11 protein-coding genes are annotated in these 15,198 nt (G+C 45.0%); 5 read left to right on the plus strand and 6 right to left on the minus strand.

Features of this window, described 5'->3' with window-relative positions:
* Window positions 1-204: 204 nt before the first annotated feature.
* From ONT08_RS08605 to ONT08_RS08615, 3 genes are all read right to left on the minus strand, one after another.
* A complete protein-coding gene (locus ONT08_RS08605; protein ID WP_118200823.1) occupies window positions 205-1,212 on the minus strand; it encodes a GYF domain-containing protein in 1,008 nt (335 codons plus the stop codon).
* Between the two features lie 65 nt (window positions 1,213-1,277).
* The gene (locus ONT08_RS08610; protein ID WP_264959719.1) at window positions 1,278-2,561 is read right to left on the minus strand and encodes a clostripain-related cysteine peptidase; all 1,284 of its coding nucleotides are present in this window, start codon (window positions 2,559-2,561) and stop codon (window positions 1,278-1,280) included.
* Window positions 2,562-2,649: 88 nt separating this feature from the next.
* Window positions 2,650-5,331 carry a valine--tRNA ligase gene (locus ONT08_RS08615; protein ID WP_264959720.1) on the minus strand — a complete coding sequence of 894 codons (2,682 nt, stop codon included), beginning with the start codon at window positions 5,329-5,331 and terminating at the stop codon, window positions 2,650-2,652.
* A 120-nt stretch (window positions 5,332-5,451) separates the two neighbouring features.
* Between ONT08_RS08615 and mazG the strand changes: the two genes are divergently transcribed.
* Genes mazG through ONT08_RS08630 form a run of 3 tightly spaced genes read left to right on the plus strand, consistent with a single transcriptional unit; the run spans window position 5,452 to window position 7,976 of the window.
* On the plus strand, window positions 5,452-6,405 hold the full coding sequence (gene mazG / locus ONT08_RS08620) for a nucleoside triphosphate pyrophosphohydrolase (protein ID WP_264959721.1): 954 nt from the start codon (window positions 5,452-5,454) through the stop codon (window positions 6,403-6,405).
* A 56-nt stretch (window positions 6,406-6,461) separates the two neighbouring features.
* A complete protein-coding gene (locus ONT08_RS08625) occupies window positions 6,462-7,022 on the plus strand; it encodes a hypothetical protein (RefSeq protein WP_119235885.1) in 561 nt (186 codons plus the stop codon).
* A gap of 36 nt (window positions 7,023-7,058) precedes the next feature.
* Window positions 7,059-7,976 carry a ribonuclease Z gene (locus ONT08_RS08630; RefSeq protein WP_118200825.1) on the plus strand — a complete coding sequence of 306 codons (918 nt, stop codon included), beginning with the start codon at window positions 7,059-7,061 and terminating at the stop codon, window positions 7,974-7,976.
* An 81-nt stretch (window positions 7,977-8,057) separates the two neighbouring features.
* On the opposite strand, the gene ONT08_RS08635 is transcribed toward ONT08_RS08630, so the two are convergent.
* A complete protein-coding gene (locus tag ONT08_RS08635) occupies window positions 8,058-9,035 on the minus strand; it encodes an IS982 family transposase (protein ID WP_118201933.1) in 978 nt (325 codons plus the stop codon).
* A gap of 140 nt (window positions 9,036-9,175) precedes the next feature.
* On the opposite strand from ONT08_RS08635, the gene ONT08_RS08640 reads away from it, so the two are divergent.
* The gene (locus ONT08_RS08640; RefSeq protein WP_117585996.1) at window positions 9,176-9,763 is read left to right on the plus strand and encodes an RNA polymerase sigma factor; all 588 of its coding nucleotides are present in this window, start codon (window positions 9,176-9,178) and stop codon (window positions 9,761-9,763) included.
* Window positions 9,756-11,114 carry an outer membrane beta-barrel protein gene (locus ONT08_RS08645; protein ID WP_264959722.1) on the plus strand — a complete coding sequence of 453 codons (1,359 nt, stop codon included), beginning with the start codon at window positions 9,756-9,758 and terminating at the stop codon, window positions 11,112-11,114. Before ONT08_RS08640 ends, ONT08_RS08645 begins: the two co-directional genes overlap by 8 nt.
* A gap of 123 nt (window positions 11,115-11,237) precedes the next feature.
* On the opposite strand, the gene ONT08_RS08650 is transcribed toward ONT08_RS08645, so the two are convergent.
* Window positions 11,238-13,586, minus strand: a complete 2,349-nt coding sequence (locus ONT08_RS08650; RefSeq protein ID WP_118085703.1) for a bifunctional dihydroorotate dehydrogenase B NAD binding subunit/NADPH-dependent glutamate synthase — start codon at window positions 13,584-13,586, stop codon at window positions 11,238-11,240.
* A 202-nt stretch (window positions 13,587-13,788) separates the two neighbouring features.
* The gene (gene serS / locus ONT08_RS08655) at window positions 13,789-15,081 is read right to left on the minus strand and encodes a serine--tRNA ligase (protein WP_006848685.1); all 1,293 of its coding nucleotides are present in this window, start codon (window positions 15,079-15,081) and stop codon (window positions 13,789-13,791) included.
* Window positions 15,082-15,198: the final 117 nt, after the last annotated feature.

A 15,198-nucleotide genomic window follows, 5' to 3' on the forward strand; every position in this document is an offset into this window, starting at 1 on the left:
TTATTACAATCTCACTGTTTTCTGGTGCAAAGGTAATGCCTTTTTCTTGAATATCTGTCACAAAGACATGACAAAATGATGAAAAAGGGGCTTTTTTTGATACACGTCAACTAAACAGCAATGGCGGCTTGATATACGTCAAGCCGCCATGCTGTCATATTGAGAAATGTGTCATATTTCTTATGTTTCTTCGGATTTCTGATGCTAGATCAGTTCCAGAATCTTGTCGAGAATCTTTTCTACGGTTGAAGAATCGGTTGCTTCATCGAGTTTCTGGTTGATTTTCTCTTCCAGTTTCTTGCTCACCTTGTCGGCAGCCTGATCCATGGCCTGGTTTGCCTTGTCTTCCAGTTTCTTCTGAACGGAAGCGCCCAGTCCGTCTTCTTCTGAACCATCGCTGCTATTATCGCTTACCGAAGGGGATTCATCGGTTGATGAGCTGGTGGTTTCTTCTATCTGCAGATTGTCGGCACCTTCCAGCGCCTTCACCATATCATCAGCATTCATCGTGTAAACGCTGCCAAGGATTCCGAAGCTTACGGTGTGCTGCTTGCCATTAAACTCAACGGTTCCCTTAGAGCATACGATATAGTTGTGGTATTCGAAGAGCTGGTTCATCATTTCATCAATAGCGCTTCCTGCCATCATTTTGGCAATGGAACGGATGCTTTGGGTGAAGAAGTTGTTATCACTGGTTTCTGTAGCCTTGTCGATAGCCTTGGCTGCCTCAGTCTTTACCTTTTCTTTATGGGCATCAAGTCCTGGATTGGTTATGGCGAAAACCAGGAAGAGAAGTACGATAAGCCCTAAGATGATTTTCCAGAGGGTCTTGCTCGATTTTTTCTTTTCCGGTTCCTGTCTGTAGCCCTGGTTCATTGCTGCGCCGTGCTGAAAGCCTTGCTGGTAAGCTTCCTGCTGTGCCTGCTGGAAACCCTGCTGGTTTGCAGCCTGAAAGTTTGCTGCTTCTGTCCCGTTGTTGCCGGCTGCATCTGCTGATGTTCCTTCTGCATTTTCTTTGTTTGCATTAGCCTTGATAGCTTCTACAGTTTCAAGAACAGTCTTCAGTTCTGCTATTTTCCAAGCTGGAGTCCAGTCTTTCATGCCTTGTGCCCAAACAAGGGTCTCGGGTGTGATAGCCTTCTGGACGAGTTGCTCCAGGCTGAATGGACCCGCTTGCTGTCCGTTATTCTCAATGATAAAATATTCCATCATGTATTCTTTTATATAATATTTTTCTTAAAAGCCAATAAGGAGTTTCTTACACTCTCAATTGCTTATCAGTGTGTAGCTTTCCACCATGCTGTTTTCTCTCTGCCCTTGATAGCTACGCTGTGCTGGCTAGGGTCGGAGATAGAAAGACCGCAATAATTTTTCACTTTAAAGGTTGTACCTCTATAACTCATTAACCCTGTATAAGCCTGTTCGGTATGAGCAGCAGCTTTGATAGTGAGTTTCATCTGTGAAGTATATTTGTCTTTCAGATAGCCGCTCGGAACAAGACTGTCTATGTATACACTCATATCGTAGAAGAGGTTGGGAGAGAAACCATCCAAAGGCTGTATGGAATCGAGCGGAACGGATGATGAGAGGGTATATTTGCTGTTGATTTCCTTCATCACTTGGGCTAGATTGTCCATCTGTCTGCAGTCGATGGCCGCCATGTTGCAGAATGGATCGCTACTATTCTTGTAGAAATTGACAACTCCGTTGACAAATCCTGAGTAGTTGGGTGCAGAACTGTTGAGGTAACTCCATATGGTTTTGTATGGAACGCCGGCTCCCATTACTTCGCTACTTGAACTGATCATGAAATTAGTGATGTCTTTCAGTTCGTATGCAGTCTCTACATTGCCCATATAGCATGCATCGAAGAGAATGTATTGCATCTTGGTGCCGCTGAGTTTGACTCCTTCGGCAAGGGTAGGAACGTCGAGAGCGTTTTCTTCTAAACTTACGCTTCCGAAGAAACGGGTGATAGATTTGTTGGGATCGGGACCATACTGTATTCCGCTGAAATTGCCGGTAGCGGTAGGGTAGCTGGTGCTTCCTTTCTGAGCAAAACCGGCATTAGGTCTTGCCATATAAGGATAGTTTACCCAATCGCTTTTGTAGGTCCATCCGCAGCCATGAGCTCCGATGATGAGCGAATAATTCAGGGCTTCAGCACGGCGTTTCACCTCATTCAGAATCTCTGCAAATCCTTCTGCTGTAGTATATGTAGCTTCATCGTATGTTTTCAAAGTGTCGCGAATTACGGTTTTCGTATTGCCGTCATATTGAAGATCTATAAGATAGCTCTTCCTGTAATTCTGGCTCATGAAGACTATTACACGCGAATTATTCAAGCCTTTCTTGGCAACAATACCTTCGCAGATACTGTCAACGTTGTTTTCCAAAAAACTTGTGAGACCGGAAGTGTTGGTTCCACCCGTCCAAGGATAGAAGACGAAGATAGTCTGCTTATTGACGCTTTCTACATCAATGGCTTCATCGCCACAACTGGTGAAAGTTGCTGCTAGAGATAGCGTACATATAAATAAGGTGAAAAGCTTCTTGATCATGTTTCTCTTGAAAATATGAAATGTTAAGTGTGAAATGCTAAGTTCTTACACTTAACATTCCGCACTTAACATGATAAATATTAAACTATTATTTCTTCTTGAGTTCCTCGATGGTTGCCTTGAGGGCAGCAATCTTCTCAACAGAGTCGCTTTCCTTCTTGCGCTCCAGGACTACTACCTTCTCAGGTGCGTGAGCTACGAAGTTCTCGTTGCTGAGCTTCTTGCGTACGCCCATCAGGAAGCCTTCCAAGTGCTTGAGCTGAGCCTCTGCCTTCTCAATCTCGGCAGCTACGTCAATCAGGTCGCCCAATGGTACGGCAAACTCGTCGGTACCTACCATGAAGCTTGATGCATCGGCACTCTTCTCTGCGATGACCTCAATCTTATCAAGGTTCGCCATCTTCAGCGTTACGTCGTTGTAAGCCTCGAAATCGTTCTTGCCTACTACCTGGAGAGACAACTGTTCCTTCTGGGCAATGTTCTTCTGGTTGCGAACGGTACGAACACCGGCGATAATCTGCTTCACAGCCTCAATGTTGGCTGCCAACTTCTGCTCCTCGGTTGTAGGTGCTGGAATATCCAGCTTCTCGCGCATGATGCTCTCGCCATCCTTGCGGTCGTAGATGTGCTGCCACAATTCCTCGGTGATGAATGGCATGAATGGATGCAACATCTTCAGGAGGGCATCGAAGAAGCGGAGGGTAGCGTCGTAGCTCTTCTGGTCGATAGGCTGGCCGTAAACTGGCTTCACCATCTCCAGGTACCAGGATGAGAACTCATCCCAGAACAGCTTATATACAGTCATCAATGCCTCAGAGATACGGTAGTCCTTAAACTGCTTCTGCATCTCCTCGTTCACCTCCTTGAGCTTGGCATCAAACCACTTCACGGCGATTTCTGCACTCTTAGGCTGCTCGATATCTGCAGTTTCCCAACCCTTCACGAGGCGGAAGGCATTCCAGATCTTATTGTTGAAGTTACGTCCCTGCTCGCAGAGGCTCTCGTCGAAGAGAATGTCGTTGCCTGCTGGTGCACTGAGCATCATACCCATACGAACACCATCGGCACCAAACTTGTCAATCAGAACCAGTGGGTCTGGTGAGTTGCCGAGACTCTTGCTCATCTTGCGGCCGAGCTTATCGCGAACGATACCTGTGAAATATACGTGCTTGAATGGCATCTTGCCACGATACTCGTAGCCAGCCATGATCATACGTGCTACCCAGAAGAAGATGATATCCGGACCAGTTACGAGGTCGGAAGTAGGGTAGTAGTAGTTGATCTCCTCATTGTCAGGATGCTCGATACCATCAAACAGAGAGATAGGCCACAACCATGAAGAGAACCAGGTGTCGAGGCAGTCGCTCTCCTGCTCAAGATCCTCAGCCTTGATGTTGGCATTCTTCTCCTGAGCGAGTTTCAGAGCCTCCTCTGCTGTCTCAGCTACCACGAAATCCTTCTTGCCGGCATTGTCGAAGTAGTAGGCTGGAATGCGGTGACCCCACCAGAGCTGACGGCTGATGCACCAGTCCTTGATGTTCTCCAACCAGTGGCGATAGGTGTTCTTATACTTCTTAGGATAGAACTCGATATCATCGTCCATTACTGGAGGAAGGGCGATGTCGGCAAAGTGCTGCATTTTGAGGAACCACTGTGTAGAGAGCTTTGGCTCGATAGGCACATTGGTACGCTCAGAGAAGCCCACTTTATTATTATAGTCCTCAATCTTCTCCATCAGACCGGCGTTCTGAAGGTCGATGGAAATCTGCTTGCGCACGTCCATGCGGTCCATACCTACATAGAGACCTGCTGCCTCGCTGATGGTACCATTGTCGTTGAAGATATCGATGGTTTCCAAACCGTGCTTCAAACCGAGGGCGTGGTCGTTGATATCGTGAGCTGGAGTTACCTTCAAGCAACCAGTACCGAACTCGATATCTACGTATGTATCCTCGATGACAGGAATCTCGCGGTTTACGAGAGGCACGATAACGTGCTTACCCTTCAGCCAGGTATTCTTCTTATCCTCTGGGTTGATACACATGGCAGAGTCGCCCATGATGGTCTCAGGACGGGTGGTTGCTACTACTGCATAGTATCCCTTCTCATCCTTGTGCATCACGTTCTCCTCATCCACCTGCTGGCAGTCCTGTTCTACTACATAATACTTCAAGTGGTAGAGCTTAGAGTGCTCGTCCTTGTAGATAACCTCCTCGTCAGAGAGTGCAGTCTGAGCCTTAGGGTCCCAGTTAACCATGCGCACGCCACGATAGATGAGTCCCTTCTGGTAAAGGTCGCAGAATACGTGGATGACGGCACGAGAGCGGGTCTCGTCCATGGTGAATGCTGTGCGGTCCCAATCGCTGCTAGCACCGAGTTTGCGGAGCTGTTTGAGGATGATGCCACCATGCTCGTGAGTCCAGTCCCAAGCGTGCTTGAGGAACTCCTCGCGGGTAAGGTCGGTCTTCTTGATGCCCTGCTGAGCGAGGCGGTTTACAACCTTTGCCTCGGTAGCGATACTGGCATGGTCGGTACCTGGTACCCAACATGCGTTCTTGCCCTCCATGCGAGCACGGCGAACGAGAATATCCTGGATAGTATTGTTGAGCATGTGTCCCATGTGGAGCACACCCGTTACGTTTGGTGGAGGGATAACCACTGTATAAGGTTCACGACCATCTGGCTTAGAGCTGAAAAGTTTGTTGTCGAGCCAGTACTGATACCATTTACTTTCCACTGCTTGTGGATCGTATTTACTTGCTAATTCCATTGTTTATGTCTAATTTTTATTCTTTTTCTTTCTTTTTCCTTAAAAAACGGTGCAAAGATACGAATTTTTGGGCGAAAAATACTATCTTTGCATCAAAATTATTAATTTTTGCACAAAACGATGGTTAGTAATACAGGAAAAGGACATACGAAAGAAGAAAAACTGGCGGCGTTCAGCCGCTTGCTGGATGTGCAGGACCGTTTGCGCCTGCAGTGTCCATGGGATAAAAAGCAGACATTCGAGAGTCTTCGTCCGAATACGATCGAGGAGACTTTCGAGCTTTGTGACGCCTTGATGAAGCGCGATTACAAAGATATCAAGAAGGAGTTGGGTGATGTGTTGGAGCACGTGATGTTCTATAGCATCATCGGCAGAGAAGACGGCGAGTTCGATATTTGCGATGTTTGCAATCAGGAGGCAGATAAATTGATGTTCCGCCATCCTTTCATTAACTGGAAGGAAGAGGGAAATTGGACGGTTTCGAATCCTGATATGTATATCAACGATGAAGGACAGGTTGTCTACAAGGAGTCAGATGCAGGGAATGGAGAAGCAGGAACTGCCAGTTCGGAAGAAACCTTGGCTCTTGGCGCCAGCAAGCCGAAAACTGCTACTTCTGTTGAGAAAACCTGGGAACAGATCAAGCAGCAGGAGAAGGATGGAAATGAGCGAGTGTTGAGCGGTGTCCCTAATTCTCTTCCGTCTCTTATCAAGGCTTATCGCATTCAGGACAAGGCTAGAAATGTAGGCTTCGACTGGAAAGAAAAAGAAGATGTGTGGGACAAAGTGCAGGAGGAACTGGAAGAACTCAAGGTGGAACTGGCTAAAGGCGACAAAGAGAATTCTACCCAGGAATTGGGCGATTTCATCTTCTCAGTAATCAATGCAGCACGTCTCTATAAACTCAATCCGGATAATGCGCTGGAGAAAACCAACCAAAAGTTTATTCGCCGTTTAAACTACGTAGAAGATCATAGCTTAAAGCAAGGTAAAAACTTGAAAGATATGAGCTTAGAAGAAATGGATAAACTATGGGATGAAGCAAAACTTCAGGAGAAAAAGAATGATAAATAACGGTGAATCAGATAATCTTATCGACTCATCAATATAATAATAAAAACTAAAGAGTTATGAAGAAATTAGTTTATGTAACAATAGCCTTGGTGGCGATTTTCTCTGCCAACAGTTGTAAGAACAAAAATAATGTTCCTGTTATCAGTGCAACCGATTCTGTAGAGGTAGAGGATGCGATGAACGATTCTACCATCTATGGTGTATGCGGTGAGGGAACCTCTATGCATAGCCTGGAGCTGATTTCTGATGATGGTGACACCCTTTCGGTGTTTATTGACGATGAGAATCCTGATGTTGTTCAGGGAGGATTGCTGGCTGGCGACCGTATTGCTCTTATCGGTTATAAGGCAGAGGATGGAGAGATGATGGCCCAGAAGATTATCAACCTGACATCCCTCTTGGGTAAATGGACTTCTCTGGATAAGAATTTTGATATCTTGGAAGGTGGAGAGGTGAAGAACAATGTGAAGGCTGAAACTAATCCTTGGACTAGCTGGAAGATACTCAATGGTAAACTTTTGCTGAATAAGGATACTTTTGCCATTGACAAATTGGGTTCTGACAGTCTTATGTTGGAGAATACTCAGGGTATCTTTGTTTTCAAGCGCCAAGAGTAAGGTCATCATGTTGAACCTGTAAATTATGATTTAGTTTTGGAACCATTTAAAGTACATATATTGGGGTGTGGCAGTGCTTTGCCCACCCTTCAGCATAGTGCCTCGGCCCAGATTATTGAGATGCGTGGCAAATGCTTTATGATGGATTGTGGCGAGGGTGCCCAGATGCAGTTCCGTCGCACTCATGTTCACTTTGCTAAGATAAATGCTATCTTTATTTCGCATCTTCATGGTGATCATTGCTTTGGCTTGCTGGGACTTCTTTCTACCTTAGGTATGCTGGGCAGAACGGCTAAGTTAAAGGTGTATGCGCCAGAAAGTTACAGAGATTTATTTAAGCGTCAGATTGATTTCTTCATGCAGGGAATGGAATATGAAATTGAATTTGTTCCTGTAGATACCGAGAAGTCGCAAGTAGTATATGAAGATCATTCTGTAACCGTAGAAACCGTTCCTCTGCAGCATCGTGTGCCTTGTTGTGGGTACATCTTCAGAGAGAAACCGACATTGCCTCATATCCGTCGTGATATGATAGATTATTACGAGATTCCTGTAAGCCAGATTAACAACATCAAGAATGGAGCTGACTGGACAACGAAGGAGGGGGATGTAATACCTAATGCCAGATTGGTAATGCCTGCCGCTACTCCCCGCAGTTATGCTTATTGCAGTGATACCCGGTTTGTTCCGGGGTTGGCAGAAAAGGTAAAGGGGGTTACGGTGCTTTATCATGAGAGCACCTATACTTCGGAGAATGAGGACAGGGCTAAACTCTATTATCACAGTACGGCTCGACAGGCTGCAACTATAGCCAGAAATGCGGGTGTAGGCAAACTTCTTTTGGGACATTATAGTGCAAGATATAATAATGAAGAGGTATTGTTGAATGAAGCTAAAGAGGTGTTTACGGAAAGTTATCTTACTCAGGAAGGTAAAGTGTTCTCTATAGAATAATATAGAAACAGGGCTTGAATGTACCGAGAAACAAGGTGCAGAATAGCCTTCGATCTATATAAAAATAACCTGTTGGCGGAATTAGTTTAGCGCATATTTAACCCTGCCAATCGGTCTATTGTTTACATAATTTATATATTGCAAGACTGTGAATGCGCTAATTTTCCCGATGATTCGGGTAAACAGTCCTGGTGTTTGCTTTGCGTAATTTCTGAAGAGCATGAAGTGATCACAAAGTTGAGAGAAATTGGTCTCGATTCTCTTTCTCGCCTTTGCATAAGGCTTGAATGTTGGTCTCCAATTCTTCATATTCAGACGATATGGAACTTCCAACTTAATGCCTACAGAAGAAAACAGGTCTTGCTGTAGTTCTGCACTGAGGTAAGCACGATCACCTAGGATGCAACAGTCATGAAATTGAAACTTAACATCTTTAAGAAAATGAATGTCATGAACATTAGCTGGACTCAAATCATACGAGTGGATAACTCCACTTAACCCACAGACTGCGTGGAGTTTAAATCCATAATAGTATATCTTCTGAGTGGCACAATAGCCAAATGCTGGAGAGTTTGTCACGTCTGTTCCTTTCATCTTGCAACGCAATCCTCTGGACAAACGGCATACCTCTATCGGTTTGGAATCAATGCAGAAATATTCTTCTGCGCCATCCATCTTTGATGCAATGCGCTTACGAATCGTCTCGCATAATTCCGCTGTGAATTTTCGGCGGTCATTAAATTGACGTCGAGAAATCAGGTTTGGCATTTCAGTCTTATACTCCTTCAGTCTGTCGAACAAGTTGTTTTCACTGTCGATACTTAGATGCTCAGCAGTTAAGCTCAAAGCAACAACTTCGAGGTCTGAAAAACGTGGGACGACTCCTGGGCGAGGAATATTTCCTAGCTCATTAACTAAATTTATGGAGAAATTCTTGCATATCTCAAGAATTTTTACGAAATTTGCATACAAGTTGTGCATAGCGTGAAAGATTATAACTTTATGTTTTGACACCACAAAGTTACTAAAAATCAGCGAGATGCACAACTTTTTCTCCATAAAAGATACTAATTTTTAGGCGAATTTTAATTCCGCCAATGAGTTAAAAATATAAAAAAAAGTGCCTTGCGCCAAAAAAAGTTCATTTTTGATGCAAGGTTTTCTCTTTATATCGTTTAATCTTTAAAAAGGATTTGAATTTGGAATCGGAAAAGGAACTCTTAGACGACATCAATAGCGGCAGTCGGGCAGCCATGCACAGATTGTACGAACGCTATGTGGGGTATGCCATGGCCGTAGCGCTGAGGTATATCCCTATGCGCGATGATGCTGAAGATGTAGTGCAAGATAGTTTTATAAAAGTCTTTTCCGGCATTTCAAAGTTTGAATATCGGGGTGAGGGCGCTCTTCAGGCTTGGCTCTTGCGGATAGTGACAAATGAAGCTGTCAACTTTGTAAGGCAGCAAAAGCGCTTCACTATCGTGGACGAAGTTCCCGATGATATTGAGGATGAAGAGCCTGAAGTAGAAAGAGTTCCGCCTGCAGAACTGACAAGAATGATAGGAGAATTGCCTGATGGGTACAGACTGGTTCTTAACATGTTTGTTTTTGAACAGAAAAGCCATAAAGAAATTGCACAGCTGTTAGGCATCAAAGAAAGCAGTTCTGCTTCACAATATTTGCGGGCGAAAAAGCTGTTGGGCAAAAAGGTGAAAGATTATCTGAGCCAGGCAGATTGTAGTGATAATAAAGAGTTGAATCATATAAATGAGAAAAGTAATGAGTAACGATTGGACAAATAAACTTCGAGATCAGTTGGCTGACTACCAAGAGCCTGTCAGCCACGACTTGTGGGCTGAGATAGAACAATCGCTTGCTCAGTCTAAAAAGGTTGGTGATGAGGAAACTGATGTAAAGAAGAGACCACAGACTCGTTATGTTGTCTTGAAAAGATGGTCAGTAGCTGCAGCGATTGCTTTATTGGGAGTAGGAGGCAGTTATGTTTATCTGCATGATGATGAACCGGGACAGGCTAACTTAGCTGTTCAGAGTTCTTTCTCTACAGCATCAGGTTCAAGCAGGACTTCTTCTGCTGTTCGTGCAGAAGCACAATCGGCAGGAAGTGAAAATGCTATCTTGCTTGCTGAAAACAATGCATCTGCACATCAGGTGAATCGCCATTCATCGGGGCGTCAATTGAACCATAGTAAATCTTCTGTCTCTTTCCAGGAGAGGACTGTTGCTGCTGATAATGAAGTAATGTTTGCAGCAGAGGTAGAAATGCCAGAACAGTCTGTTAATGCAGAGGTAAATGGTCGGGAATTATCTGTTTTGCAAAAGCAAAATGAGGATTCTGAAAGACAGATGGCCGTTTCTTCTAATCATGCAACCAAGCCGTTGGAAGCAGATGGTGGGCAGAAGCTTTATGCAGGCAGGGCGCAGGATGGTCATTTTGAACGCAGTTATAAGGACAAGTATGAACAGAACTGGACCATGAACCTGTATGCAGAGAATGTAAGTCTGGGCTCTGGCAGTGATGGAATGTCAAACGGCATGTATGCGTCTTCAGATCCTCTTGCTGGTGGTGGCTTTGCTGATCATGGCGTTTTCATGGCTGCTGCTTCTCCTTTAAGATATGCAATACCGAAATATGTTGAAGCGAAACATCATGCTCCTTTGGCTATAGGTGCTCAGGTTGGTATCGGACTTGCGCCTCGTTTGTCTTTGAGTACCGGTGTCGTATATACGCGTGTTGCTTCTGATTTCAAATCTTATGGTGTTTCAGAATTTGATACACATCAGGTTTTGCATTATTTGGGTGTTCCACTTGGTTTAAACTATGAGGTTTGGAGCACGGGAGGCTTTCATGCGTACGTAATGGCGGGTGGAGAAGCCGATTTCAACGTAAAGAATGATACAAAGGTTTCTGGTCATAAAGAGGACGTGAAACGTGATGGCGTTCAGTTCTCGGGTAAGGCTTCGCTTGGTGCACAGTATGATGTTACACCACAAGTGGGCTTCTATATTGAGCCAGGTGCAAAATATTATTTTGATAATGGCAGCGAAATAGAAAATACGTTTAAAGATAAGAAGTGGAATTTTAATCTCCAGTTCGGACTCCGTATTAATCTGAAATAGTGTTTGAGTCCAATTATTAATAAATATATGTACGAACTACATTTCATTTTATAACATTACATACGAGAAAAGGAAAGGGCAGTCTGCGTGATGCATGGCTGCCCTTTATTGTTTCCCGTTTTCTTATTTCTTATTCAATAATTTTTCGCTCATATTGAGAGCGGCCTTTCTGCCGTCTCCCATGGCAAGGATTACTGTGGCCCCTCCTCGTACGATATCGCCGCCAGCGTAGATTTCTTCGATGGAACTCTGCATCTGGTCGTTTACGGCAATGGTGTTCTTTCGGCCGAGTTCCAAGCCTTCGATACTCTGTGGAACGAGTGGATTAGGACTTACTCCTACGGCAACAATTACCTGGTCGCACTCCAGCGTGATGGTCTCTCCTGTAGCTTCTGGACGACGACGACCGCTGGCATCAGGTTCGCCAAGCTTCATCACATCGAGAACTACAGCCTTTACTGCGCCCTTCTCGTCTGCCTCATATTCTTTAGGATTGTGCAATGTAAAGAAGTTGATTCCTTCTTCCTTGGCATGCTTCACCTCTTCGAGTCGGGCAGGCATTTCAGCCTCCGAACGGCGATATACCAAGGTTACGTCTGCTCCGAGTCGTTTTGCAGTACGGCAACTGTCCATAGCTGTATTTCCGCCGCCTACAACAACCACCTTCTTACCCAAGTTGATAGGGGTGTCGCTATGAGGATTGGCTGCATCCATCAGGTTTACACGGGTAAGATATTCGTTAGAAGACATGATGTTCAAGGCATTCTCTCCAGGAATATTCATGAAGTTGGGCAGACCCGCACCTGAGCCAACGAAGATTCCCTTGAATCCTTGTTCTTCCAGATCTTTTACGGAAATGGTCTTGCCAACGATGCAGTCTGTAATGAACTTTACGCCCATCTTCTGAAGATTCTCAATCTCTACATCTACGATAGCATTAGGCAAACGGAATTCAGGAATACCATATTTCAATACACCGCCAATCTCATGTAATGCTTCAAAGACGGTAACGTCGAATCCCTTCTTTGCCATATCGCCTGCAAAACTCAATCCGGAAGGTCCTGAACCAACTACGGCTATCTTGATGCCATTAGGTTCATCGCACTTTGGTACAGAGATGTTTCTACTCTGGCGTTCGTAATCGGCAGCAAAACGCTCCAGGTATCCGATAGCTACAGCAGGCTCGTTCATCTTGAGATGTACACACTTGCTTTCACATTGCTTTTCCTGTGGACAAACTCGTCCGCAAACGGCAGGTAGGGCAGAGGTGTTCTTTAAAACCTTGGCTGCGGCAAGGAACTGGCCCCGCTCAATGTTCTTGATGAAGGAAGGAATGTTGATGCTTACCGGACAACCTTCCATACAGGTAGGCTTAGGACAGTCGAGACAGCGCTTGGCTTCGGTCAAAGCCATTTCCTTGGTTAAACCGATATTTACCTCTTCCGTACGGGTTGTGGCACGATAAAGAGGGTCAAGTTCTGGCATCTTTACGCGCTCTATAGCTGTACGTTCTTTTGCTTTCATCGAAGCACGTAACTCCTTGCGCCACTCAGCGTTACGGTCGGTCAACTCTTCGATGCTCGCATCTGTAGGTTCTACGTCCATGATTACATCCGTAGTTTCTTTCTTCTTTTCTGCGTCTACAGTTGCAAGGTGCTCTTCGAAGTGTTCCATCTCTTCGCGTTCAACATCCTTGAAAGTGCCCATGCGCTTGAACATCTCGTCCCAATCTACCAGAGCGCCGTCAAACTCAGGACCGTCGATGCAGACAAACTTGGTCTTGCCACCGATGGTCAGGCGGCAGGCACCGCACATACCGGTTCCATCCACCATGATGGTATTGAGCGAAACGTCTGTGGAAAGATTGTATTTCTGGGTCAGGAGACAGCAGAACTTCATCATGATAGGAGGACCGATGGCGAAAACCTTATCGATATGCTCCTGATTGATAAACTTCTCGATTCCTACGGTTACAACACCCTTCTCGCCGTAACTTCCGTCATCGGTCATGATGATGAGTTCATCGCTAGATGCACGCACTTCATCTTCCATAATCACGAGGTCTTTGTTCCTACCCGCAATTACGGAAAGGACTCTGTTTCCTGCGGCTTTCAGTGCCTTGATGATAGGGAGCATAGGAGCTACGCCTACACCACCTCCGGCACAAATGACTGTTCCGAAGTTCTCGATATGTGTAGGATTTCCAAGTGGTCCCACCACATCGTGAATCTCATCGCCTTCATTCAATGCACAGAGTTTGGTAGATGAAAGGCCTACCTTCTGCACAACCAGTGTGATGGTTCCTTTCTCAATGTCAGCATCAGCGATGGTCAGCGGCATGCGCTCGCTGTTGTTGTCTACACGGATGATAACAAAGTTACCTGCCTTTCGGCTCTTGGCAATAAGTGGTGCTTCTACATCGAAGCGGAATACTTTCTCTGAGTATTGTACTTTCTTGATAATCTTGTTCATGGGCTATTAAATTTCTTAATGCTGATATATTTATATTTCTGGTTAGCTGTTTAGAGTTTGCTTCATGGTACATAAAATGCAAAAGGATAACATCGGCTACCTTTGTGGCAGTCGAAGTTATCCTCGTACAATATATGTTATTTTTGTTTTTCGAATGTTTTGTATAATCGAGAAAAACAGAAAGTCTTACCGATACTTCAAATTAATCGAAATTTTTGTCATCAAGCATCTCGAAACCGCAGTATGGAACCAATACCTTAGGTACGCGGATTCCTTCTGGGGTCTGATTGTTCTCCAAGATGGTTGCTACGATACGTGGCAAAGCAAGAGCTGAACCATTCAATGTGTGGCAAAGCTCAATCTTCTTGTCATCTGTATGGCGATAGCGGCAGTGGAGACGGTTAGCCTGATAGCTCTCGAAGTTAGATACTGATGAAACTTCCAGCCAGCGACCCTGTGCAGCACTCCATGTCTCGAAGTCGTAGCAGATAGAAGAGGTGAAGCTCATATCACCACCGCAGAGACGGAGGATATGGTATGGCAATTCCAACTTCTTCAAAAGACCTTCAACATGGTCGAGCATCTCATTCAAACTCTCGTAAGAGTGACCTGGCTTATCGATGCGAACAATCTCTACCTTGTCGAACTGGTGCAGGCGGTTCAAACCGCGAACGTCCTTACCATAGCTACCTGCTTCACGACGGAAACAAGCTGAGTAAGCACAACGTTTGATAGGGAGATCTTTCTCATCGAGAATAACATCGCGGAAAATGTTGGTTACAGGAACCTCAGCAGTAGGGATGAGGAAGAGATTATCCAGATTAGCATGATACATCTGACCTTCCTTGTCTGGCAACTGACCGGTACCACGACCAGAATCCTCGTTTACTACGTAAGGAGGCTGAATCTCCAGATATCCGCTCTTGCGAGCCTCATCGAGGAAGAATGCCTCAAGCGCACGCTGGAAACGAGCCATCTTGCCGATATATACAGGGAAACCTGCGCCAGTAATCTTAACGCCGAGGTCGAAGTCTACAAGATTGTATTTCTTCAAGAGATCCCAATGGCAGAGAGCATCCTCGCCGAGGTTTGGCTTTTCGCCGCCTTCTTTCACAACAACGTTGTCGGCTGCGTCCTTACCTTCAGGAACCTGCTCGCAAGGGATGTTAGGAATTTCGAGCAACTGGTTGGTCATATCGTTCTGTGCTTTCTCCATGATCTCTTCAAGAGCCTTAGCGTCTGCCTTGAGCATAGCTACCTGAGCCTTAGCGCTCTCAGCTTCCTCTTTCTTACCTTCCTTCATAAGGGCACCAATCTGCTTAGCAAACTGGTTAGCCTGCTGCTTGTTGTTATCCAACTTCTGCTGAGCTTCACGACGAATCTTGTCGTACTCCAAAACTTTCTCTACGGCCTCACGAGCATTTGGAAAATGCTTCTTTTCGAGACCCTTAACTACACGTTCAGTTTCCTCACTGATAAGTTTAAGTGTAAGCATAAAATGTCTTTTAATTAAATAATTTACTATTTGTAGGCAAAAGTACAAAAAATATTTGTGATAGCGTAAAAAATTGCTGACTTTTTTACAGGGAAGGGTAGAATTAAAGTTTTTTTG

The sequence above is a fragment of the Segatella copri genome, from assembly GCF_026015465.1.
GTDB classification, from domain to species: Bacteria; Bacteroidota; Bacteroidia; order Bacteroidales; family Bacteroidaceae; genus Prevotella; species Prevotella copri_E.

Coding starts and splice junctions, on each gene's coding strand:
- ONT08_RS08650 (WP_118085703.1), bottom strand. CDS start 13,586: ATGAACAAGATTATCAAGAAAGTACAATACTCAGAGAAAGTATTCCGC.
- ONT08_RS08610 (WP_264959719.1), bottom strand. CDS start 2,561: ATGATCAAGAAGCTTTTCACCTTATTTATATGTACGCTATCTCTAGCA.
- ONT08_RS08615 (WP_264959720.1), bottom strand. CDS start 5,331: ATGGAATTAGCAAGTAAATACGATCCACAAGCAGTGGAAAGTAAATGG.
- mazG (WP_264959721.1), top strand. CDS start 5,452: ATGGTTAGTAATACAGGAAAAGGACATACGAAAGAAGAAAAACTGGCG.
- ONT08_RS08625 (WP_119235885.1), top strand. CDS start 6,462: ATGAAGAAATTAGTTTATGTAACAATAGCCTTGGTGGCGATTTTCTCT.
- serS (WP_006848685.1), bottom strand. CDS start 15,081: ATGCTTACACTTAAACTTATCAGTGAGGAAACTGAACGTGTAGTTAAG.
- ONT08_RS08645 (WP_264959722.1), top strand. CDS start 9,756: ATGAGTAACGATTGGACAAATAAACTTCGAGATCAGTTGGCTGACTAC.
- ONT08_RS08605 (WP_118200823.1), bottom strand. CDS start 1,212: ATGATGGAATATTTTATCATTGAGAATAACGGACAGCAAGCGGGTCCA.
- ONT08_RS08635 (WP_118201933.1), bottom strand. CDS start 9,035: ATGGAGAAAAAGTTGTGCATCTCGCTGATTTTTAGTAACTTTGTGGTG.